Annotated in this window: 21 protein-coding genes; 12 read left to right on the top strand and 9 right to left on the bottom strand. The window is 58.8% G+C overall.

From position 1 onward, the window contains the following. Positions 1–22 precede the first annotated feature (22 nt). Entirely contained in the window at positions 23–958 is a 936-nt protein-coding gene (locus DXT96_RS12095; protein WP_153515002.1) for a neutral zinc metallopeptidase, read from the bottom strand. 86 nt (positions 959–1,044) lie between these two features. Continuing rightward, positions 1,045–1,533, bottom strand: a complete 489-nt coding sequence (locus DXT96_RS12090) for a DUF2306 domain-containing protein (RefSeq protein ID WP_153515001.1) — start codon at positions 1,531–1,533, stop codon at positions 1,045–1,047. Positions 1,534–1,581: 48 nt separating this feature from the next. Between DXT96_RS12090 and DXT96_RS12085 the strand changes: the two genes are divergently transcribed. The 4 genes from DXT96_RS12085 (at position 1,582) to DXT96_RS12075 (ending at position 6,549) form a co-directional block, all read left to right on the top strand. Next, on the top strand, positions 1,582–2,436 hold the full coding sequence (locus DXT96_RS12085) for a LytTR family DNA-binding domain-containing protein (RefSeq protein ID WP_153515000.1): 855 nt from the start codon (positions 1,582–1,584) through the stop codon (positions 2,434–2,436). 156 nt (positions 2,437–2,592) lie between these two features. Next, positions 2,593–6,081 carry a carbamoyl-phosphate synthase large subunit gene (carB, locus tag DXT96_RS12080; RefSeq protein WP_153514999.1) on the top strand — a complete coding sequence of 1,163 codons (3,489 nt, stop codon included), beginning with the start codon at positions 2,593–2,595 and terminating at the stop codon, positions 6,079–6,081. A gap of 146 nt (positions 6,082–6,227) precedes the next feature. Next, positions 6,228–6,356 (top strand): hypothetical protein, encoded by a 129-nt coding sequence (locus tag DXT96_RS27320; protein WP_256368011.1) that lies wholly within the window; start codon positions 6,228–6,230, stop codon positions 6,354–6,356. Positions 6,357–6,360: 4 nt separating this feature from the next. After that, positions 6,361–6,549 (top strand): hypothetical protein, encoded by a 189-nt coding sequence (locus DXT96_RS12075; RefSeq protein ID WP_153514998.1) that lies wholly within the window; start codon positions 6,361–6,363, stop codon positions 6,547–6,549. Here the strand turns inward: DXT96_RS12075 and DXT96_RS12070 are convergent. The 3 genes from DXT96_RS12070 to DXT96_RS12060 all read right to left on the bottom strand — a co-directional run bounded on the left by DXT96_RS12070 (position 6,546) and on the right by DXT96_RS12060 (position 10,517). Continuing rightward, on the bottom strand, positions 6,546–7,685 hold the full coding sequence (locus DXT96_RS12070) for a GGDEF domain-containing protein (protein WP_153514997.1): 1,140 nt from the start codon (positions 7,683–7,685) through the stop codon (positions 6,546–6,548). The genes DXT96_RS12075 and DXT96_RS12070 overlap by 4 nt on opposite strands. A gap of 148 nt (positions 7,686–7,833) precedes the next feature. Then, the gene (locus DXT96_RS12065; protein ID WP_153514996.1) at positions 7,834–9,285 is read right to left on the bottom strand and encodes a UdgX family uracil-DNA binding protein; all 1,452 of its coding nucleotides are present in this window, start codon (positions 9,283–9,285) and stop codon (positions 7,834–7,836) included. Continuing rightward, positions 9,285–10,517, bottom strand: coding sequence for a putative DNA modification/repair radical SAM protein (locus tag DXT96_RS12060; RefSeq protein WP_153514995.1), 1,233 nt, complete (start codon positions 10,515–10,517; stop codon positions 9,285–9,287). The genes DXT96_RS12065 and DXT96_RS12060 overlap by 1 nt, the downstream gene beginning before the upstream one ends. A 221-nt stretch (positions 10,518–10,738) precedes the next feature. Between DXT96_RS12060 and greA the strand changes: the two genes are divergently transcribed. After that, a complete protein-coding gene (gene greA / locus DXT96_RS12055; protein WP_149900083.1) occupies positions 10,739–11,215 on the top strand; it encodes a transcription elongation factor GreA in 477 nt (158 codons plus the stop codon). Between the two features lie 84 nt (positions 11,216–11,299). Beyond that, complete coding sequence (locus DXT96_RS12050; RefSeq protein ID WP_153514994.1) at positions 11,300–12,355, top strand: glycosyltransferase family 4 protein; 1,056 nt, start codon at positions 11,300–11,302, stop codon at positions 12,353–12,355. A 31-nt stretch (positions 12,356–12,386) separates the two neighbouring features. Here DXT96_RS12050 and DXT96_RS12045 read toward each other — a convergent pair whose 3' ends face one another. Further along, positions 12,387–12,854 carry an Lrp/AsnC family transcriptional regulator gene (locus DXT96_RS12045; RefSeq protein WP_149900081.1) on the bottom strand — a complete coding sequence of 156 codons (468 nt, stop codon included), beginning with the start codon at positions 12,852–12,854 and terminating at the stop codon, positions 12,387–12,389. Positions 12,855–13,104: 250 nt separating this feature from the next. On the opposite strand from DXT96_RS12045, the gene trxB reads away from it, so the two are divergent. From trxB to DXT96_RS12025, 4 genes are all read left to right on the top strand, one after another. Then, positions 13,105–14,079, top strand: a complete 975-nt coding sequence (trxB, locus tag DXT96_RS12040; RefSeq protein ID WP_153514993.1) for a thioredoxin-disulfide reductase — start codon at positions 13,105–13,107, stop codon at positions 14,077–14,079. A 24-nt stretch (positions 14,080–14,103) separates the two neighbouring features. Beyond that, positions 14,104–15,000, top strand: coding sequence for a LysR family transcriptional regulator VtlR (locus DXT96_RS12035; protein WP_003513405.1), 897 nt, complete (start codon positions 14,104–14,106; stop codon positions 14,998–15,000). A 601-nt stretch (positions 15,001–15,601) separates the two neighbouring features. After that, on the top strand, positions 15,602–15,892 hold the full coding sequence (locus tag DXT96_RS12030) for a helix-turn-helix transcriptional regulator (protein ID WP_149900079.1): 291 nt from the start codon (positions 15,602–15,604) through the stop codon (positions 15,890–15,892). Between the two features lie 127 nt (positions 15,893–16,019). Continuing rightward, positions 16,020–17,132 (top strand): alkene reductase, encoded by a 1,113-nt coding sequence (locus DXT96_RS12025; protein WP_153514992.1) that lies wholly within the window; start codon positions 16,020–16,022, stop codon positions 17,130–17,132. 54 nt (positions 17,133–17,186) lie between these two features. Here the strand turns inward: DXT96_RS12025 and DXT96_RS12020 are convergent, their stop codons facing one another. Further along, entirely contained in the window at positions 17,187–17,576 is a 390-nt protein-coding gene (locus tag DXT96_RS12020; protein WP_153514991.1) for a DUF6220 domain-containing protein, read from the bottom strand. Next, positions 17,576–18,613 (bottom strand): NAD-dependent epimerase/dehydratase family protein, encoded by a 1,038-nt coding sequence (locus DXT96_RS12015; protein WP_153514990.1) that lies wholly within the window; start codon positions 18,611–18,613, stop codon positions 17,576–17,578. Before DXT96_RS12015 ends, DXT96_RS12020 begins: the two co-directional genes overlap by 1 nt. Positions 18,614–18,702: 89 nt before the next feature. Between DXT96_RS12015 and DXT96_RS12010 the strand changes: the two genes are divergently transcribed. Then, a complete protein-coding gene (locus DXT96_RS12010; RefSeq protein ID WP_153514989.1) occupies positions 18,703–19,647 on the top strand; it encodes a LysR family transcriptional regulator in 945 nt (314 codons plus the stop codon). A 109-nt stretch (positions 19,648–19,756) separates the two neighbouring features. Here DXT96_RS12010 and DXT96_RS12005 read toward each other — a convergent pair whose 3' ends face one another. Continuing rightward, positions 19,757–20,023, bottom strand: a complete 267-nt coding sequence (locus DXT96_RS12005; protein WP_153514988.1) for a DUF2188 domain-containing protein — start codon at positions 20,021–20,023, stop codon at positions 19,757–19,759. A 197-nt stretch (positions 20,024–20,220) separates the two neighbouring features. Between DXT96_RS12005 and DXT96_RS11995 the strand changes: the two genes are divergently transcribed. Continuing rightward, positions 20,221–21,327, top strand: coding sequence for a calcium:proton antiporter (locus DXT96_RS11995; protein ID WP_149900073.1), 1,107 nt, complete (start codon positions 20,221–20,223; stop codon positions 21,325–21,327). The last annotated feature ends 39 nt before the right edge of the window (positions 21,328–21,366 follow it).

Genomic DNA, 21,366 nt, shown 5'->3' with positions numbered 1-21,366 from the left:
AGCCCCCTCACCTGTTTAAGTCTCAGATATTCGCCGAGAAGGTGTCGCAATCTTCGACACGGCCGTTCTGGAAACCGCGCTTGAACCATTCCATGCGCTGCGCCGAGGTGCCGTGGTTGAAACTATCAGGCACCACATATCCTTGCGTCTGTTTCTGCAACGTGTCGTCACCGATCTGGTGGGCGGCATTGAGCGCTTCCTCGAGGTCGCCGGTTTCCAGAATGCCCTTCTGCTCGGTGAACTTGCCCCAGATACCGGCATAACAATCGGCTTGAAGCTCCACACGCACCGACATCTTGTTGGCGTCCGCCTGGCTCATGGACTGACGGCGACGGTTGAATTCCGGCAGAACGCCGGTCAGGTTCTGGACGTGATGGCCCACTTCATGCGCAATCACGTAAGCCTGCGCGAAATCGCCGGAAGCGCCGAAACGCTTGTCCAGTTCATTGAAGAAACTGGTGTCGAGATAGACCTTGCGGTCACCCGGGCAATAAAACGGACCGCTGGCCGCCGAAGCAGAACCGCAGGCAGACGATACCTGGCCCGAAAACAGCACCAGCGTCGGTTTCTGATAGGTCTCGCCGGCGGACTGGAAAATGCCGCTCCACGTATCTTCGGTCTCGGCCAGCACCGTGCGCACGAAAGCCGTCGTCTCATCGGACGATTGGCCCTGCGGACGCGTGCCGGACTGCTGGGTTCCGGATTGCTGCTGTGTCGTGCCACCGCCATCCAGTGAAATATCGCCGCCTGAAAGCAGCGTCAGCGGATTGATTCCAAGCACCCAGCTGATCAGGAGGATGACCAGAATACCGCCGATACCAAGACCACCGCCGCGACGCCCGATCGGCACGCGCATCCCGCCTCGGGAAAAGGGATCGTTGCCGGATGGCCCCGAACCCGCCGACATGCCGCGCCGGTCCTCGATATTGTCCGACTGGCGACGCCCTCTCCATTCCATACTATTCTCCCGGCGAACATCGCCTCAACAAGCTGCCTTATAACGGCACTATAATACATCTTGTTCCGGAAGAAAGCTTGGCCCGCTCAGACTGTTCTCCTTCTTTGCTTGATGACGGTCAGAAGCAGGACGGCAAAAACGAAAATGCCGGCGGAAAGGGTCGCAAAACCCGCCTTACCGTCAGCGAAAACAACCTCATACATGATACGTCCCGGAACGAAGGTGAAGCCGCCGGCAATCACGATACCGCCGAGATAAACGCTTTGCATGATGCGCATATGGCGTCTGATATCGCCACGGCGCGCAAAATAGACCGATTGCAGACAGCCATATATGGTGAAGATGGACAGCAGGTGGATCGGGCTGAAACCATAAAACATCCTGAGTTCATGGATGAAGAAGGTTGAAATTGATGTCATGACCATCAGCGCCACCCAGATCTTGCCCAGCAGCCGGTGGATGGCGGTGCCCTTGGGTCGCAGAAAGACGAAGGCTCCGAGAAGGGCGGCGGGAACGACAGTGAAGACATGAAATTGCACGGCAAGCGGTGCGTTTAGCAAAGGCTGGAGTGACATGGCTTTCCTGTCTGGCCCGGTTGAAATCACCGGCAATTTCGGCAAAACATGCACGAAAGAAAAATGGATTGGCGTCAATCGCAGGAAAACTTCGTGGATCACCCCTATCTGCAATCCACGCTTCGTGAAATGCACGCCATCCTGCAGTCCCGCAGGCTGTGGCTGACATTCCTTGCGATACTGGCGATCTTCATCCTGACCGGACCTTTCGGAACGAGCGAAACCATGAGCTTCGCCGACCGGCTGCTTTACTGGACCATCGTTCAGACTGGGGCTTGGGCAATCGCCATAGTCTTCTCCATTGTCGCCAATGCCATCCTTGCAGCTCGTATAAAAAGCATGCTGGCGCGAATGATGATCGGCTCGCTGCTAGCGTCTTTGCCGATCGGTTTGTTGCTCGGCCTTACGAACCACACCTTTTACGACAAGCAACTCGGCGTCCTCTCCATTCTTAAAAGCAGCCTCACCGCCCTGCCGCTCTGCGCGATCTTTTGTCTGCTGAGTTATCTCACCGCCCGTCAGTCTCTCCAGACGACGGCCGAGACACATGATGATGCCGGTCGCAAGGAGACAAACACCGCAACGCTGCTGGAGCGGCTACCCCCGCAAAAGCGTGGAGAACTGCTGCGGCTGTCCGTGGAGGATCATTACACCGAGGTGGTGACGACCAGAGGACGTCAACTGGTTCTGCTGCGTTTTGCCGACGCCATGAAGGAAATTGGCGCTACGCAGGGCTTGCAGGTACACCGGTCCCACTGGATTGCAGACGCAGACGTCGCCTCACTGCGCAAACATGCAGGCCGTCTGCATCTCATAACAGGGGACGGCACGGAAATTCCCGTCAGCCGCTCCTATAATGCCGCGGTACAGGCCCGTTTCTCCGCCCATGGCCCTAACCGTTAAGAGTTTCTGTCGATTCCGGAATTTATGGGGTTCCGTTCTCAAAAACATTTGCCTATAAGCCGCTTCTAGCCTGAAAACTTTGAATTGCGCGCCCCGGCCGGTGATCCTTCACCCTGGCTGGTGTTTTGCGCAACCAAAACGCGGAACGAGAGAGCCATGCCGAAGCGCCAAGATATCAAGTCCATCCTCATCATTGGCGCAGGACCGATTGTCATCGGTCAGGCATGTGAATTCGACTATTCCGGCACCCAGGCCTGTAAGGCGCTGAAGGAAGAGGGTTACCGGGTTATTCTGGTGAACTCCAACCCGGCGACGATCATGACCGATCCGGGCCTTGCCGACGCAACCTATGTCGAGCCAATCACGCCGGAAGTCGTGGCCAAGATCATCGCCAAGGAGCGTCCGGACGCGCTTTTGCCGACCATGGGCGGCCAGACCGCGCTCAACACCGCGCTTTCCCTGAAGCGCATGGGCGTTCTCGACCGCTACAATGTGGAAATGATCGGCGCAAAGCCCGAAGCCATCGACATGGCCGAAGACCGTGCGCTCTTCCGCGAGGCGATGATGCGTATCGGCCTTGAAACGCCGAAATCGATGCTGGCCAACGCCACCGAAATCAAGGACGCCGACCGCAAGACCCATGAGGCGGCGCGCGCTGAGCTGAAGGCAAAGCTTTCCGGCCCGGAACTCGACAAGGCGCTGGACGATCTCGAAAACCAGTGGAATCTTGGCGAGACCGACCGCAAGCAGCGCTACATGGCGCATGCAATTGCCATTGCCGCCCAGGCCATAGACCATGTCGGCCTGCCCGCCATCATCCGCCCATCCTTCACGCTCGGCGGCACCGGCGGCGGCATTGCCTATAACCGCTCGGAATTCTTCGATATCGTCTCGGGCGGTCTCGATGCCTCGCCGACCACCGAAGTGCTGGTCGAGGAATCGGTGCTCGGCTGGAAGGAATATGAGATGGAAGTGGTCCGCGACACCGCGGACAATTGCATCATCATCTGCTCCATCGAAAACATCGATCCGATGGGCGTCCACACGGGCGACAGTATCACCGTTGCGCCGGCGCTGACGCTGACGGACAAGGAATACCAGATCATGCGCAACGCCTCGATTGCGGTGCTGCGCGAGATCGGCGTGGAAACCGGCGGCTCGAACGTGCAGTTCGCCGTCAACCCCAAGGACGGCCGCCTCGTCGTCATCGAAATGAACCCGCGCGTCTCGCGCTCCTCGGCGCTGGCGTCCAAGGCGACCGGCTTCCCCATCGCCAAGATCGCCGCCAAGCTCGCCATCGGCTACACGCTGGACGAACTGGAAAACGACATCACCGGCGGCGCGACGCCCGCCTCGTTCGAACCGTCCATCGACTACGTCGTCACCAAGATCCCGCGTTTCGCTTTCGAGAAATTCCCCGGCGCTTCGCCGATCCTCACCACCGCCATGAAGTCGGTCGGTGAAGTCATGGCCATCGGCCGCACCTTCCCCGAATCGCTGCAAAAGGCGCTGCGCGGCATGGAAACCGGCCTGACCGGTCTCGACGAGATCGAAATCCCCGGCTTTGAGGAAGGCGAAGGCTCCAAGAACGCCATCCGCGCCGCCATCGGCACGCCGACGCCGGATCGCCTGCGCATGGTCGCACAGGCGCTGCGCACGGGCATGACCGAAGAGGAAGTCCACGAAAACTCGAAGATCGACCCGTGGTTCATCGCTGAGATCAAGGCAATCGTCGATATGGAAGCCCGCATCCGCGAGCACGGCCTGCCGCAGGATGCCGAAAACCTGCGCATGCTGAAAGCCATGGGCTTCTCCGACGCCCGCCTTGCTATTCTGACGGGCAAGCGCCCGAAGGAAGTGGCCGAACTGCGCAACAGCCTTAACGTTCGCCCGGTCTTCAAGCGCATCGACACCTGCGCCGCCGAATTCGCCTCGCCCACCGCCTATATGTATTCGACCTACGAAACGCCCTTCGTCGGCGCTGCCCGCTCGGAAGCGCATGTTTCCGACCGCAAGAAAGTCGTCATCCTCGGCGGTGGTCCGAACCGTATCGGCCAGGGCATCGAGTTCGACTATTGCTGCTGCCACGCCGCCTTCGCGCTGAAGGATGCCGGTTTCGAAGCGATCATGATCAACTGCAACCCGGAAACGGTGTCCACCGATTACGACACCTCCGATCGCCTCTATTTCGAACCGCTGACGGCCGAAGACGTGATCGAGATCCTGCGCGCGGAACAGGAAAAGGGCGAACTCGTCGGCGTCATCGTGCAGTTCGGCGGCCAGACCCCGCTGAAGCTCGCCGAAGCGCTGGAGAAGAACGGCATCCCGATCCTCGGTACCGCGCCTGACATGATCGACCTCGCCGAAGACCGCGACCGCTTCCAGAAGTTGCTGATGAAGCTCGATCTCGCCCAGCCGAACAACGGCATCGCCTATTCGGTCGAGCAGGCCCGCCTCGTCGCCTCGGAAATCGGCTTCCCGCTGGTCGTGCGCCCGTCCTACGTTCTGGGTGGCCGCGCCATGCAGATCATCCATTCGGAAGGCCAGCTCCAGACCTACCTGCTCGACACGGTTCCGGGTCTCGTCCCTGAAGACATCAAGCAGCGTTACCCCAACGACAAGACCGGCCAGATCAACACCCTGCTCGGCAAGAACCCGCTTCTGTTCGACAGCTACCTGACCAACGCCGTCGAAGTGGATGTGGATGCGCTGTGCGACGGGGAAACGGTGTTCGTTTCCGGCATCATGGAACATATCGAGGAAGCCGGCATCCATTCGGGCGATAGTGCCTGCTCGCTGCCGTCGCGGTCGCTGAGCAAGGAAACCCTTGACGAACTGGAGCGCCAGACGACCGCGCTTGCCAAGGCGCTGAATGTCGGCGGCCTGATGAACGTCCAATACGCCATCAAGGACGGCACGATCTACGTTCTCGAAGTCAATCCGCGCGCCTCGCGCACCGTGCCGTTCGTGGCAAAAACCATCGGCGCGCCGATCGCCAAGATCGCCGCCCGCGTCATGGCCGGCGAGAAGCTCGATGCGGCGATTGCCGCCTATGGCGAGAAGCCCGATCCGCGCAACCTGAAGCACATTGCCGTCAAGGAAGCCGTCTTCCCCTTCGCCCGCTTCCCCGGCGTCGATATTCTGCTTGGACCAGAAATGCGCTCGACGGGTGAAGTCATCGGCCTTGACACGGATTTCGCACTGGCCTTCGCCAAGAGCCAGCTCGGTGCCGGCGTCGATCTGCCGCGTTCTGGCACGGTGTTCGTTTCGGTGCGTGACGACGACAAGGATCGGGTTCTGCCCGCCATCCGCATTCTGGTGGAAAGCGGTTTCAGGGTGCTCGCAACCGGCGGCACCCAGCGTTTCCTTGCCGAACAGGGCATCAACGCCGAAAAGATCAACAAGGTGCAGGAAGGCCGTCCGCATATCGAAGACGCCATCCGCAACCGTCAGGTTCAGCTCGTCATCAACACCACCGACAGCAACAAGGCGATTTCGGACAGCAAGTCGCTGCGCCGCGCGACGCTGATGCAGAAGGTGCCCTACTACACGACGATGGCCGGCGCAGAAGCCGCCGCCCTTGCCATCAAGGCACTGAAGGCCGGCAATCTCGAAGTGAAGCCGCTGCAGAGCTATTTCCAGTAAGCAGCCTGCGCGAGAAATCCGCGGATTGAATACTGAATGAAACCGAAACGCCGCAGATCGCAAGATCTGCGGCGTTTCGCATTGCGTAATCCCCCTGCAATCCATTTCCGGTATCAAAAACGCATCATTCCCACGTGAGGTCCGTGATGCCCTTATCCATTGCCGAAACACCGTCGCCGGCCACAGGCGGATATGCGCTTGCCCGCATGATCGCCGGCATTTCCGCGCCTATCGACACAACCCCGATGATCAACACCGAAACCTTGCGGGACTGAAGCTATGGCAGGACGTCCGCCGGGACCGGAACGGGTGGCTTTTCCGCTGCGGATCGAACCCGCAATATTGAACGTGATCAGGAACACCGCCAGCGGCGAATTGCGCAGTATCAATGCCCAGATCGAAATTTTGCTCAAGGAAGCCCTGCACCATCGCGCCGCAGCGGATGAAGTGAACGAGCCGCGAGGCTAGGCCGCCAGCGCCTCGCGCACGCAGTTGCGCCCTTCGCTCTTGGCGCGGTAGAGGGCGCGATCTGCCATTTCCGCCAGCGTCTGGAGGTCGCATCGCATTTCGCCGGTGGTCGCGACGCCAATGCTGATCGTTACGCCGACGCGCAGCCCGCCACAATCGACGTCATTGACCGCAACCGCATTGCGAATACGCTCGCCGATAACAGAGGCTTTCTGACCACCCGCACCCGGCAGAAAGATGATGAACTCCTCACCACCGTAACGCGCCAGCACATCGCCGCCGCGTATGCTGCCGCCGATGCGTTTTGCCACTTCCTGAAGGACGCTATCGCCGACGGCATGGCCAAAACGGTCGTTGATCGATTTGAAGTGATCGATATCGAGCAGCATGGCCGCATCCGCGGGATCGGGTGCCGCAGGCATGGCCTGGAAAAAGAACCGGCGGTTCTTGACGCCGGTCAGCGGATCGGTGTTGGCGAGAACCAGCAATTTCCGTTCGGACCGCTCGGCTACCAGCATCATCACGAACAGCGCGATGGCGAAGTTCAACATGATGATGAAGAAAAACGCATTGACCAGATTGATGGTGGCATAGTCCGGGAAGAATATGCTTTTCACCACGGATAGCGAAATCAGACCAGAAATGCCGGTGATTGCGCCGAGCGCCAGACGGGAGAGAAGCCGCTCCTTGCTCCACCTGGCGAAAAGCCCACCCGCGCCCGCAAGATAGGCGAGAGCCGCGCAACCATTGAAAAGAGCCGCACGATACGCATTGTTTTCAGCCACCTGCAGCGCGACGACAATCGCCAGCAGCGCGACAAGACAGAGGGCGACCACCGTCCGCCGGCCCACAGGGCGTCCGTCGCTCAAAACTTTCAGACCGAGCCAGATCAGCGCATAACCGATAATGCCGAAAACGACACTGCCGAGCTGCGATAGAGCCGGTGACATTATCCCCCATTCGCCGTAACCGGCGAGTGTGGAGCCAATAGTCATGGCTGCAAAGCCGGCGGCAAGAGCAACCGGGCCACGCAATCCACGATTTGACAACTTAAGATAGATGAAACTTAGCAATCCCACAATATAAGAGCATTTTTGCATCAGTATGACTGTCGTGAGGTCGAGTTCACCCAACATGATATGTCCACGCAATAAACAAATAAAACCGATTCAATTATCGTCGATAAGTATAAAATTTCAATAAAAATACCGAACCAAAAAATAGTAAATTATATTCATAAAAGTAAAAGAATAATACAATATATTCATAAATTAATAAAACAATCTATTCGAATAGTCTTATAAACTCCATATCCTTTTTGAAGAGCAGAATTTCCGCCTCTTTCGCCCGCGCATCCGGCAGGCGCAGCAGATAGGATGGATGCACCGTGACAAACAGCGTTCGCCCTTCTTGCATGGGAAGAGGGCGGCTCCGAACGTCGGTGACTTTCTCCTTGCCACCGGTCAGCGCATAAAGCGCCGTCGCGCCCATGGCAACGATGAGCTTCGGCTGCACCAGTGCAATTTCCTGGTTCAACCACCAGCGACATTGCTGCACCTCACCCGCATCCGGCCGCTGGTGAATACGCCGCTTGCCACGTGTTTCATATTTGAAATGCTTGACGGCATTGGTGACGTAAAGCCGCCTGCGATCCACGCCGATCTCGCCGAGCGTCCGGTCAAAGAGCTGACCAGCAGGGCCGAGGAAAGGTTTTCCGGCAAGATCTTCGTGATCGCCAGGCTGCTCGCCGACGATCATCACATCCGCATCCTGCGGCCCCTCACCAAAAACAGTTTGCGTCGCCTTGCAATGCAGTGGGCACCGGGTGCATTGGCTTGCCTGCCGCCTCAGGGAACCAAGCGAATCCTCCGGCTCCCGCGGGGCCTCCTCCCGTGCCGCGGCGGCAACGGCTTGCAAGCGGTGGTGAAACGGCTGCGGCTGGGTTGCGGCCTTGGCCGCCATATCAAGCACCCGCGCCTCCGCCCCCAGAATGAGGCCGGGAATGAGATCCGCTTCCGGCAGGTTCTTCCAGTATTTTTTCGGCATCTCCGCCGTCATCGCCTTGATCTTCAGGCGGGCCGGATTGAATATATTGGCATAATAGGTCCGCCAGAGATCGTCCGTCTCGTCTGTCAAATCGGGTTTGGCGGCGGCCTTCCGCGATGTTTGCAGCACGCTTCCATCCCATCGCGCAAAGCCTTTCGGCGTCGCGATCAGCCAGTCCATGTCAGTGAACCTCCGCTGGAAAAACGGGGCCTCGCGCTCGACAATGAAATGATCCGGCTCGAACCAGGCGACGAAGCGCCGTCGCACGCCCTGCCCCTGCGGTAAGGGTAACTCCTTGAAACGAACGAAGGCTGTCATCTTGTGACAGTCACGACGGACGGATTTTTCGAGCAATCGCGCTTGTGAAACATCCGGATCGGACTTGAACTGCAGCAGAGCCCGATCCTGCCTAAGCCGCCACAGCAGCCGGTAGAGCAGCGCGAAACGGCCCTTCTCGCTGTGACAGATCACCGCCTGCGCCAGTGCCACGAAGGCGGCCGGAACGGAAACCTGCGTTTCACCAGCCTTGGGCGTCGGCAACGGCGCACCGGCAAAATCCAGCAGTCCCGCCTCATCGTCCCGTAGCCGCCAGTCAATCGCCTCCGGCGGCACATCGGCGGCAAGCGCCGAACGCGCCGCATCACGCCACTCGCCAAAATCGCCCCGTCCTTCCAGAACCGGGCCATACATCACAACAGCGACAACTGTTCGGGCTGCGGCGCAAACATCGCCCGCAGATCCGGCCGTTCCGTCAGTTTGCCCGGCGTCCAGCCGTCCGCGACGATAAAGGCCTTCACCTTTTTCAAGGACACCCCAAAACGGGCAACATCCTCCAGCCGTACCCGCCGAAACCGCCGTGATGACAGGATGGAAGCGACCGTCTTGGTGCCGAAACCGGGCACGCGCAGCAGCATTTCCCGATCCGCGGCATTCACATCCACCGGAAAACGGTCGCGATTTTTGAGCGCCCATGCCAGCTTTGGGTCGATATCGAGATCGAGCATGCCATCGCCGCCGATCGCGGTTATTTCGCCGATGTCAAAACCGTAAAAACGGTAAAGCCAGTCCGCCTGATAAAGCCTGTGCTCACGCATCAAGGGCGGCTTGATCAGCGGCAGGTTTTTCGAGGAATCCGGAATGGGGCTGAAGGCCGAATAATAGACGCGCCGCAGACCATAACTGCCATAAAGCCGGGCGCTGGTGGAGAGGATGGTGCTGTCGTCAGCGCCGTCAGCCCCGACGATCATCTGGGTGCTCTGCCCGGCGGGCGCGAAGCGCTTGGTCCGGCGCGTCCGCACCGTCGGCTCGCCCGCCTCCTCGATCTTCAGACGGATATCGGCCATGGAGCGGCGAATATTGGCAGGCTGCTTTTCCGGCGCGAAGCGACCAATACCGCTATCGGTCGGCAACTCGATATTGATCGACAGCCGGTCCGCGTAGAGCCCCGCCTCCTCTATGAGCTTTGGCGACGCTTCAGGGATCGATTTCAGATGGATATAACCGCGAAAGCCATGCGTAACACGCAGTTCCCGCGCCACGCGCACCATCTCTTCCATCGTATGATCCGAGGAGCGGATAATGCCGGAGGACAAAAACAGCCCCTCAATATAGTTGCGCCGATAGAACTCCAGCGTCAGCCACACCACCTCCTCGGCGGTAAACCGCGCCCGCTCGACATTGCTGGAAGAGCGGTTGATGCAATAGGCGCAATCAAAGATGCAGAAATTGGTGAGCAGGATTTTCAGGAGTGAGATGCAGCGCCCATCCGGCGCATAGGCATGGCAGATGCCCGACCCCTCCGTTGAACCCAGTCCGCCTGATACTGCGGAGTTGCGTTTCGTCGTGCCGCTGGAGGCGCAGGACGCGTCATATTTCGCCGCGTCGGAGAGAATGGCAAGCCGTTGCCTGATTGACTTCTTCATAATAATGTTCACTATATGTTCTATTGAAAAATGTCAATCATGTCGACTAAGCCAATGAATAATTGCGGAAATTTCACCGGCTCAAATTTGCTGGCATTTCGCTGTCCTCTTCTGATATAGTCGGCTCAGTTTTGATTTTGGCATGGTTCCGGAGTTCCTCTCCGGAACCTGTTTCTTTTTGTGTCTGCAAGTAAAGCGACCGGAATGCGAAGGATAAAAAAATGGTAGAAAAAGTACCGATGACTCAGGGTGGATTCGTCAAGCTGCAGGAGGAGCTGCGCGTTCGCCAGCAGGAGGAGCGTCCCCGTATCATCGAGGCAATTGCGGAAGCGCGCGCCCATGGCGACCTTTCGGAAAATGCCGAATACCACGCTGCCAAGGAAGCCCAGAGCCATAATGAAGGCCGCATCACTGAACTCGAAGACCTGACCGCGCGCGCGGAAGTCATCGACCTTTCCAAGATGTCCGGCTCCAAGATCAAATTCGGCGCCACCGTCAAGCTGGTGGACGAGGATAGCGACGAGGAAAAGACCTACCAGATCGTCGGCGATCAGGAAGCCGATGTGAAGGCTGGCCGCATTTCCATTTCCTCGCCGATTGCCCGCGCCCTCATCGGCAAGGAAGTCGGTGACAGCATCGAAGTCAACGCACCGGGCGGCGCCAAGGGTTACGAAATCCTCGCCGTACAGTGGGGCTGATTGCTCTCGCAGGCCATGCATCCTCTCGGATGCATGGCGCTCTGACGCGCTGAAGCCAATTAGCCGGAACAACGGAAGCTCATCTTGCCCCACGTCAGTCTGAAAGATGTGCAGGTGCTTGCACCGAACTTCAAGCGCAGGCTCTCCGGCGTTACCTCCACCATCGTACAGCTCATTCCTGTGCAGAACCGGCTGGGACAGAAAGTGGCCGTCATCGGCCCCGGCCTGCCGCCACATCTGCCGCATGTGCGTTTCCGCGATCTGTGGCGTCTCTGGCAAAACGGGCCGTTCGGCGGCCCCCGCATCTGGCACGCCCGCCGCAATCTTGAAATGCTGCCGGGCATTTTCATGCGCGATGTATTGCGCATGAAGATAAAGCTGCTCTTCACCTCGGCAGCGCAAAGACGACATTCCGCCTATACCCGCTTTCTGGTTTCGAAGATGGACGCGGTGGTCGCAACCAGCGGCCGTTCCGGCTCGTTTCTGGAAGTCCCACATAGCGTCGTGATGCATGGCGTCGACACCGATCTGTTTCATCCGGCGGAAGGCCCCGAGGACGCGATCGCCTCAACCGGTCTGCCGGGACACTATCTGATCGGCTGCTTCGGACGCGTGCGCCACCAGAAGGGCACCGATCTCTTCGTGCGCGCCATGATCGAGCTTTTGCCCGCACACCCTGAATGGACGGCCGTGGTTTCGGGCCGCGTGACGGCGGAACACAAGGCCTTTGGTGACAAGCTCCAGGCCGATGTCGCGGCAGCCGGCCTTTCCGACCGCATCGTGTTTCAGGGCGAAGTTGATGACATCAAACCCTGGTACAGACGGCTGACGCTCTATGTCGCGCCGTCGCGCAACGAGGGTTTCGGCTTGACGCCGCTGGAAGCCATGGCCTCGGAAACATCAGTCGTTGCCAGCAATGCCGGCGCCTATGAGGAAATGATCGTCAAGGGCAAGACCGGCATGGTGGTCGAAGCGGGCGACTATGAATCGCTCAGGGATGCGATAAAGCCCTATTTTGCCGATCCGGCTCTGGCCAAGAGCCATTCACTCGCCGGGCTTGCGCATGTGCGCACCGCATTCCCGCTGGAAAAAGAGGCGACAAGTCTCGGTGCGGTCTATGACGCGCTACGGCGCGGATAACGCTCAGCAAAGCAGTTGCAAAGCCCGCCGTTCAGATTTCCACGAGACCGACGCGCTTGACCTGACGGATGGTCAGCATCGTGCGCACCGTATCGACATTCTCGTCCGCCGTCAGAACCTCGATGACGAAATCCTGAAACTCGGTGAGGTTTCTGGCGATGCAATGCAGCAGGAAATCACTTTCGCCAGACACCATCCACGCCTGGCGCACCAGCGACCAGCCAGCGGTCGCCGCCGCAAAGGCCTTCAGATTGCTGTCCGACTGACGCTTGAGGCCGACCATGCAGAAGGCGACGAGGTCAAAACCGAGCTTCGGCGCGTTCAACATGGCGTGATAACCCTCGATTACGCCGGCTTCTTCCAGCTTGCGGACGCGCCTGAGACAGGGCGGTGCGGAAATACCGACCCTTTCGGCCAGCTCCACATTGGTCATGCGCCCGTCACGCTGCAATTCGCGCAGGATTTTCAGATCGATGGCATCGAGGTCGACGCTGGTCACGGAGAGGTTCCTCGTTAATCAGGGGAACTTCCTTGTACTATTCGGTACAGGATTCGCAACAATATGCCGCCAGCCGGACACAAAATTGCGTGTGCATCCACAACTGCCTTGTTGGTAACGCAAGGCTGCCCTTGAATAAAGACACTAGACAACCTTAAATACCGGGCAACGAAGGGGTTGCGGCCCGTCCGCCGCTCTGCGGCTGGAAGGCCCCTTACCGAAAGACCCCGTTATTGAAAGGATTGTTTCCATGTCTGCCCGCCATACCAAGGTATTGATCATCGGCTCTGGTCCCGCCGGTTATACGGCGGCCATCTACGCGGCCCGCGCAATGCTGAAACCCGTGCTGATTGCCGGCATGGAACAGGGTGGCCAGCTGATGATCACCACCGATGTGGAGAACTATCCGGGCTTTGCCGATCCGATCCAAGGCCCTTGGCTGATGGACCAGATGCTGAAGCAGGCCACACATGTGGGCGCGGAAATCGTCAGCGACCTCGTCACCGAAGTTGATACCACCACCCGGCCTTTCGTGGTCAAGACCGATTCCGGTCAGGTCTGGACCGCCGACACGCTGATCATCGCCACCGGCGCCAAGGCCAAGTGGCTCGGCATCGAAAGCGAACAGCAATTTCAGGGTTTTGGCGTTTCCGCCTGCGCCACCTGCGACGGCTTCTTCTATCGCAACAAGGACGTGATCGTGGTCGGCGGCGGCAACTCAGCCGTGGAAGAAGCGCTCTATCTCGCCCATATCGCCAAGTCTGTGACCGTGGTGCACCGCCGCGACAGCTTCCGCTCGGAAAAAATCCTGCAGGAACGCTTGTTCGCCAAGGAAAACGTCAAGATCCTCTGGAACACGGAAATCGCCGAAATCACCGGCGCACCCGCCAAGCCGCCCATGCCACCCTCCGTCTCGGGTGTGCGGCTGCGTGACACCAGAACCGGCGTCGTCAACGACACGCCCATCGACGGTGTCTTCGTCGCCATCGGCCACGCGCCGGCAGTCGAACTGTTCAAGGGCAAGGTGAAGCTGAAAGACAACGGCTACATGTGGACCGCGCCCGATTCCACGGCGACCGACGTGGAAGGCATCTTCGCAGCCGGCGACGTCACCGACGACATTTACCGCCAGGCGATCACCGCCGCCGGCATGGGCTGCATGGCGGCGCTGGAAGCAGAACGCTATCTCACCGCACAACAACCGCTCGCGGTTGCAGCGGAATAACCGAAAGGCAGGATAGGCATGGCAATGCCATTGGACTGGGATAAACTGCGCATTTTTCATGCCGCAGCCGAAGCTGGGTCTTTCACCCACGCTGCCGACAAGCTGCATTTGTCCCAGTCGGCCATCAGCCGTCAGGTCAGCGCATTGGAGCAGGATGTCGGCGTCAAGCTGTTCCATCGCCACGCTCGCGGTCTGATTCTTACCGAGCAGGGCGAGTTGCTGTACCGCACCGCCCATGACGTGCTGCTGAAGCTCGAAACGGTGAAGATGCAGCTGACCGAAACGACGGAGAAGCCGAGCGGCAAGCTGCGCGTGACGACCACGGTTGGTCTCGGCCAGGGCTGGCTGACGGACAAGGTGCAGGAGTTCCTGCAACTCTATCCGGAAATGTCGATCCAGCTCATCCTCGACAATGAGGAGCTGGACGTGAACATGCGTCACGCCGATTGCGCCATCCGCCTGCGCCAGCCGCAGCAATCGGACCTTATCCAGCGCAAGCTGTTTACAGTGCATATGCACGTCTATGCCGCGCCGTCTTACATCAATCGCCACGGCGAACCGCAGTCGATCGAGGATTTAGACAATCACCGCATCATCTCGTTCGGTGAACCGGCGCCCAACTACCTGCTTGATGTCAACTGGCTGGAAAATGCCGGTCGCTCCTCGGACAACACGCGCATTCCGCATCTGCAGATCAACAGCCAGACCTCGATCAAACGCGCCTGTCTGCTGGGAATAGGCATAGCCTGTTTGCCGGATTACATTGTCGGCCGCGATCCGGGATTGATCCAGCTGTCGCTCGCGGCAGATATTCCCTCGTTCGATACCTACTTCTGTTACCCGGACGAGATGAAAAACGCAGCAAAACTGAAAGCCTTCAGAGACTTTGTCGTGGCAAAAGCCCGAAACTGGAATTTCTGACGTTTAAATAGGCCAGCACCATAAAAAATCATACTAATTCAGACGGTTGATCTGTCTGGCGCGGTCGCGCGCCAGACCTTTTGCCAACCAGCATTGCACATAAAATATACCGGAAATATCGAGGCCTGCATCATGCGCATGCCTGACCTGCACAAAAAAGAGTTGTTTCGTGCACAAATAAGCATCATATCGCACTCAGCTGATGCACACGGTGGCTTTTCCTCCCAGTTCCACCGCATCAGCTGTTCCCCTCTGGAGGTTTTTGACCTTCACACTTAAAGGGCCCTGGATCTATCCGGCGGCCCTCTTTTTTTACCCGCAAGAATTTTCCCCAATTTGGCGAAATATCGCACGATGCAACCTTGTTTTGCATTATTAGCGCTCCCATATTTTAGTTGGCTGTCACGCTCCCAAAAGGCACGAGACAGCTGTTCCCCTCTGGAGGTTTTAACCTTCAAACTTATCAGGCCGCGGAGACATCCAGCGGCCTTCTTTTTTGGGAAGCACTCCCGCCACCCTGACAGGCCTCACGGATACGTGATTTGTATATCGTAAATCATCGATATAAATATCGTTCATGCCAGATATTGAAGAAATACCGATGAACCCGGAGGAAATCCTCAAAGCTCTTTCGCACCCCGCAAGGCTGAAGTTCCTTGAATGGCTGAAAAGCCCCGAAAGTCACTTCTGTCAGGACCACCCGCTGAGCATGGGTGTGTGCGCCAACCAGTTCCAGATCAGCGGCCTGTCACAATCCACCGTCTCGTCGCATCTGGCGGTGTTGCAGGCAGCCGGCCTGATAAGGTCGAAAAAGGTCGGGCAATGGGTGTTTTTCGAACGCAACGAGGAAACCATCGACGCGTTCCGCAATTATCTGCACGCGAATCTCTGAGCCTCCCAAGCTTTGAGCCCTGGGGTGCCGAACCGGAAACCACCAAACGGTTTTCAGTCCGGCACCCAGACCGAAAGACAGCGCGCCTTAAGCGCAATTTCACCAACCGACCAGAAAGTGAAGTCGCATGACCAGTCTTTTCGAACCGGCACAGGCCGGCGATATCGCACTCGCCAACCGTATCGTCATGGCTCCCCTGACCCGCAACCGTTCGCCGGGCGCAATTCCCAACAACCTCAACGCCACCTATTACGAGCAGCGCGCCACAGCCGGGCTGATCGTTACAGAGGGCACGCCGATTTCCCAGCAGGGACAGGGCTATGCGGATGTTCCGGGCCTCTACAAGCAGGAAGCCGTCGAGGGCTGGAAAAAGATCACCGACGGCGTGCATTCGGCCGGCGGTAAGATCGTCGCGCAGATCTGGCATGTGGGCCGCATTTCGCATACCTCACTGCAGCCGCATGGCGGCCAGCCGGTCGCTCCTTCCGCCATCCCCGCCAAGTCGAAGACCTATATCATCAATGATGACGGCACCGGCGCTTTTGCGGAAACCTCCGAACCGCGCGCGCTCACCATCGACGATATCGGCCTCATCCTTGAAGATTACCGCAGCGGCGCCCGTGCCGCGCTGGAAGCTGGTTTCGACGGCGTCGAAATCCATGCCGCCAATGGTTATCTGATCGAGCAGTTCCTGAAATCCAGCACCAACCAGCGCACCGACGACTATGGTGGCTCGATCGAGAACCGCGCCCGCTTCCTTCTGGAAGTGGTGGATGCGGTTACGGAAGAAATCGGTGCAGGCCGCACAGGTATCCGCCTCTCCCCCGTCACGCCTGCCAACGATATTTTCGAGGCCGACCCGCAGCCGCTCTACAATTATGTGTCGGCTGAACTCGGCAAGCGCAATCTCGCCTTCATCCACGTCGTTGAGGGTGCGACCGGCGGCCCGCGTGATTTCAAACAGGGCGACAAGCCCTTTGATTACGCAGCCTTCAAGGGCGCTTATCGCAATGCCGGCGGCAAGGGCCTGTGGATTGCCAATAACGGCTACGACCGTGCAAGCGCCATCGAAGCCGTGGAAAGCGGCAAGGTCGATGCTGTGGCCTTCGGCAAGGCCTTCATCGCCAATCCGGACCTGGTGCGCCGCTTCAAGAACGATGCACCGCTGAATGAGCCGAACCAGCCGACCTTCTATGGCGGCGGTGCAGAAGGCTATACCGACTATCCCGCGCTCGGTTGATCATTGATAAAACCAAACGCCGCACTGCTTCTCCGCAGTGCGGCGTTTTGCGTTTCAGGATGGGGCGCGCGCCTGCCGCGCGGCGAAATCGGAAAATGCACCCATGACAAAGGCATTGGCCACATGCAGCGCCTGCAGAAGGCCATTGCCCGTTTCCCGGCCGATGCTCATCAGCGCCACCTGCAGGCAATAGAGGGCGAGCAGCACCAGCGCACGATTGAGGTTCGGCCGCAGATCATCGTAACGCAGCGCAAGGACCACCAGCGACGCGATGGGGACGGCGATAAACATGCCGAGCCCCTTGTGCACCGAAAGCAGCGACCCGTCATAATAGATCGACAGCCCCGCCAGCAGCACCTGTGCAAAAATCAGCACCGGCACGCCTGCCGAAATCACCGCGAACACGCGACGCCGAGCTGAAATCCCATTTGCCGCGGTTGCCATCACACCGTGCCTCCTGCATCCGCCGGATGATGGAGGCTCGCCGGTTGCTTGACCTGCGCGAGGCAGCCGAGGCTCGCCAACGTCGCCGAGACGGCCGCATCAATCGGCGTCCGTGGTTCCGTTCCGAGAAAATCCGCAAGCTTGCGGTTGCTCATGCGGATCGGCATCTGCCAGAGATATTGCATTTCCAGCACTTCGCGAAACAGGGGAACGAAGGGCGCGGCCAGCTTTACGCCCGGCCAGAAAAGCCTCCGCATCTTGACCGGGTGACCAACGACCCGCTCGATCGCCGCAACCAGTTGCAACCCGTCGAAATCCCAGAAACCTTCCATATGAAAGACGGCGAAAGCCGGAAGCTCGCCCGCGCGGTCAAGCAACCGCCCGATCGTCTCCGCCACATCAGGCAGATAGGCCCATTGATGTCCGGCATGGGGTGCCGCAGGGTTCTGAACACTGCGGACAGGCTTGCCCGGACGCACCAGCATCTGCGAAAACCAGTTGTTTTTCGCGTCCGGTCCGAAAAAATCCCCGGCGCGGACAATCAGCACCGGTACGCCGCGCATCGACACCATCTTCAGCCGCTGCTCCATCTCCACCCGCAACGCACCCTTGCGGGTGAAAGGTTTTTGCGGGCTGTCTTCCGTCAGGAGCGGAAAAGCGTCCGGGCCGAAATTATAGACGCTGCCGGGAAACACGATCCTCGCCCCACAAGCCTCAGCCGCCGCGATGGTGTTGTCGAGCATCGGCAGCACCTGCCTGTCCCAGTTGCGATATCCCGGAGGGTTGACCGCATGGACGATGAGCGTTGCCCCTTTCGCGGCCTCCACCACGTCCCGTCGGTTCATCGCGTCGCCGGTCACACGCTCGATACCGTCCGACGCACCGGATGATGCTTGCTGGCGCGTCAGCGCCCTCACCTGCCAGCCGCGTTGCAACAGCATCTTCGCAACATGGCTGCCAACGCCGCCATTCGCCCCGACGATCAGCGCCAGAGGCTTGTTATTCTCTGCTGTATTTGCGTGGTTTTCATTTATCATGACCAACACTCCGTTTTCTGGCTGGAGTATCGTTCCGTCGCGCGATATACGAAATTGTCGAAATGAGTGGAGCAGGTATACAAAAATTTATGATCAAGAGCCGGGATGTCAGCTGGGATTTTTACCGCACCTTCCTCAGCGTGCTGCGCGACGGCTCGCTGTCTGCGGCCGCGCGTGAACTGGGCATTACACAACCGACTGCGGGGCGTCATATCGGCGCTCTGGAAGAGGCGGTCGGTTTTCCGCTGTTCATCCGCTCACCGCACGGGCTGATGCCGACGGAAGCTGCCCTTGCGCTCCGGCCCTATGCGGAAAATCTCGCAGCGACAGCGGCAGCGCTCATGCGGGCGGCCTCCGGCGAAGTCGGCAAGATCGAAGGCACAGTGCGCATCAGCGCGTCTGACATCATCGGCGTGGAAATGCTGCCGCCCATCATCGCGGTCATGCAGGAGATTCACCCGCGGCTCGAAATCGAGCTTTCGCTATCGGATACGCTGGAAGACCTTTTGCGGCGCGAAGCCGATATCGCCATCCGCATGACCGAACCGCAGCAGGATGCGATCGTCATGCGCTACATCGGCAATTTCCGTCTGGGCTTTCATGCGACGCGCGACTATCTGGCGAAAGCCGGCATTCCAAAGGTCATGGAAGAATTAAACGAGCACCGGATGGTCGGTTTCGACCGCAAGACGCCTTTCATCAGGGCGGCCATTCAGCGAATGCGCGCCCTTGATCCGGAAATACCCGACATTGAAGACATCTGCTTCGAAATCCGCGCCGACAGCAATCTCGCCCAGCTTGCCATGATCCGCGCCAGCGCTGGCATCGGCGTTTGCCAGATCGGTCTCGCGCGCAAGGATCCTCGGCTGGTGCAGGTTCTTCCTGGTATAGACATCCCGCTGCACACCTGGGTGGCGATGCATGAAAATCTGAAGACCTCGCCGCGATGCCGTGCCGTGTTCAGCGCCCTCGTCGAAGGCCTGAAGGCGCATCTCAAGGAGACCGATCCGGGCGCTCCGCCGCAACGGCGTTAGGATTACTCGAGAACGGGTTGTCGAGCGCGTCTCGTCCGCGATGACTTGAAAACCAACTGGCGGAACATGGAAGATGATGTGGATTTCGCCGGAAATGCCGGCTCTTTCATCAAAACGGTCTGGCCGACGGTAAAGTCTTGTCCACGACCTCGGCTTCCGGCCGGTCGCCGCCCTGGCTATATTCTTCATGCCATTGGCCGCGTTCGTCCTGATAGCTGATTTCCTCGTCATCGCCGCCCACCTGCTGTTCGGCGGCAACGATACGCGCAGCCTCGACGGCATCCGCATAGGAAGGGAAAGTTTCGGAATAAGCGCCGTTCATGCGGTAGGCGAAGCCACCGTCATGTTCCACGACTTCATACACCACTTTGGTCATGCATGTTCCTCCTGTTTCAGTCGGCGACATGGCAACCACAACCGCGCTTCAAGCATTGCACCCGACAGGGGACAACACGGCATGAGCAGCATGTCCTTGACGGCACCACTATCCTACCAAAAGCACTCAAGCGCAAATCCTGCTTGATCTGAGGGACGATACGTCACAGCCTGCGACTATCAGGGGAAGGGAAATCGATGGTGGGTTCTATTCTGAAGCAGGAGCGCATATTGCTGCTGGCGATACCAGCAGCAATCGCCGCCTATATGGCCGAACATGCAATATTCGAGGGCGGGAAAACGGCATCGCTCATCGCCGCGATCGCCCTGATCGGGCTCATCGTTCTGGTCTCGATGCGAGTTGCCCATCACGCCGAAATCCTCGCCGCCAAAGTCGGCGATCCCTATGGCACGATGATCCTGACACTCTCGGCGGTGGCGGTGGAAGTGCTGATCCTCGCCATCATCATGAATGAATCCAATTCGCCGACGCTGGTGCGTGATACGATCTATTCCGCCGTAATGATCGATATCAACGGCATTCTCGGCCTCGCCGCCCTGCTCGGCGGGCTGCGCCACGGCGAACAGTCCTATAATGACGATTCCGGCAGGACTTACGGGGTGATGATCCTCACCGCCATGGGCATCTCGATGATCGTGCCGGAATTCATTCCGGAACAGAGCTGGCACGTCTATTCCGCCTTCACCATCGTCGCGATGATCGCGCTTTATGCCCTGTTCCTGAAAATGCAGGTCGGCCCGCACAGCTATTTCTTCAGCTATGCCTATCCCCGCAAGGCGCACCCAGCCGGTCAACCGTCCGACAGCCACGCGGAAGAAGAGGACGAAGGCAGCGTGCCGCTCTCCATCGGCCTCATTATCGCTGGCGTGGTGCTGATCGGCGTGCTGGCGGAATTCATGTCGAGCTTTTTAAGCGTCAGCCTTGAAGGCACTAACGCGCCACCGGCGCTGATGGCCGTGGTGGTGGCGACGATTTCGGCATCGCCGGAAATCCTTACCGCGCTCCGCTCAGCCTTGCGCAACCGCATGCAGGCCGTGGTCAACATCGCCATGGGCGCATCACTGTCGACAGTCATTCTCACCGTGCCTGTCATGGAAGGCATTGCGCTTTACACCGGCCAGCCCTTCATCATGGCGATGACGCCGGTTCAAACCGTGATGGTCTTCATCACCCTTATCGCCGCCGCCATCAATCTCAATGACGGTGAAACCAATGCGATTGAGGGTATGACGCATTTCATCCTCTTCGCCACCTTCATCATGCTGCTGTTTCTCGGGCTTTAAACGAAAAAAGCCCGGCATTGCTGCCGGGCTTCCTTCAAG

The sequence above is a fragment of the Agrobacterium sp. ICMP 6402 genome (assembly GCF_009498615.1).
GTDB classification, from domain to species: domain Bacteria; phylum Pseudomonadota; class Alphaproteobacteria; order Rhizobiales; family Rhizobiaceae; genus Agrobacterium; species Agrobacterium burrii.
The sequence above is the reverse complement of the archived record's forward strand: the minus strand, read 5'-3'. Positions and strand labels throughout refer to the sequence as shown.

Coding starts and splice junctions, on each gene's coding strand:
- DXT96_RS12070 (WP_153514997.1), bottom strand. CDS start 7,685: ATGTTGGGTGAACTCGACCTCACGACAGTCATACTGATGCAAAAATGC.
- DXT96_RS12015 (WP_153514990.1), bottom strand. CDS start 18,613: ATGATAAATGAAAACCACGCAAATACAGCAGAGAATAACAAGCCTCTG.
- DXT96_RS12095 (WP_153515002.1), bottom strand. CDS start 958: ATGGAATGGAGAGGGCGTCGCCAGTCGGACAATATCGAGGACCGGCGC.
- DXT96_RS12065 (WP_153514996.1), bottom strand. CDS start 9,285: ATGTATGGCCCGGTTCTGGAAGGACGGGGCGATTTTGGCGAGTGGCGT.
- DXT96_RS12090 (WP_153515001.1), bottom strand. CDS start 1,533: ATGTCACTCCAGCCTTTGCTAAACGCACCGCTTGCCGTGCAATTTCAT.
- DXT96_RS12020 (WP_153514991.1), bottom strand. CDS start 17,576: ATGGCAACCGCGGCAAATGGGATTTCAGCTCGGCGTCGCGTGTTCGCG.
- DXT96_RS12060 (WP_153514995.1), bottom strand. CDS start 10,517: ATGAAGAAGTCAATCAGGCAACGGCTTGCCATTCTCTCCGACGCGGCG.
- DXT96_RS12085 (WP_153515000.1), top strand. CDS start 1,582: ATGCACGAAAGAAAAATGGATTGGCGTCAATCGCAGGAAAACTTCGTG.
- DXT96_RS12035 (WP_003513405.1), top strand. CDS start 14,104: ATGCCATTGGACTGGGATAAACTGCGCATTTTTCATGCCGCAGCCGAA.
- DXT96_RS12075 (WP_153514998.1), top strand. CDS start 6,361: ATGGCAGGACGTCCGCCGGGACCGGAACGGGTGGCTTTTCCGCTGCGG.
- DXT96_RS27320 (WP_256368011.1), top strand. CDS start 6,228: ATGCCCTTATCCATTGCCGAAACACCGTCGCCGGCCACAGGCGGATAT.
- DXT96_RS12005 (WP_153514988.1), bottom strand. CDS start 20,023: ATGACCAAAGTGGTGTATGAAGTCGTGGAACATGACGGTGGCTTCGCC.
- DXT96_RS12010 (WP_153514989.1), top strand. CDS start 18,703: ATGATCAAGAGCCGGGATGTCAGCTGGGATTTTTACCGCACCTTCCTC.
- DXT96_RS11995 (WP_149900073.1), top strand. CDS start 20,221: ATGGTGGGTTCTATTCTGAAGCAGGAGCGCATATTGCTGCTGGCGATA.
- DXT96_RS12025 (WP_153514992.1), top strand. CDS start 16,020: ATGACCAGTCTTTTCGAACCGGCACAGGCCGGCGATATCGCACTCGCC.
- greA (WP_149900083.1), top strand. CDS start 10,739: ATGGTAGAAAAAGTACCGATGACTCAGGGTGGATTCGTCAAGCTGCAG.
- trxB (WP_153514993.1), top strand. CDS start 13,105: ATGTCTGCCCGCCATACCAAGGTATTGATCATCGGCTCTGGTCCCGCC.
- DXT96_RS12030 (WP_149900079.1), top strand. CDS start 15,602: ATGAACCCGGAGGAAATCCTCAAAGCTCTTTCGCACCCCGCAAGGCTG.
- carB (WP_153514999.1), top strand. CDS start 2,593: ATGCCGAAGCGCCAAGATATCAAGTCCATCCTCATCATTGGCGCAGGA.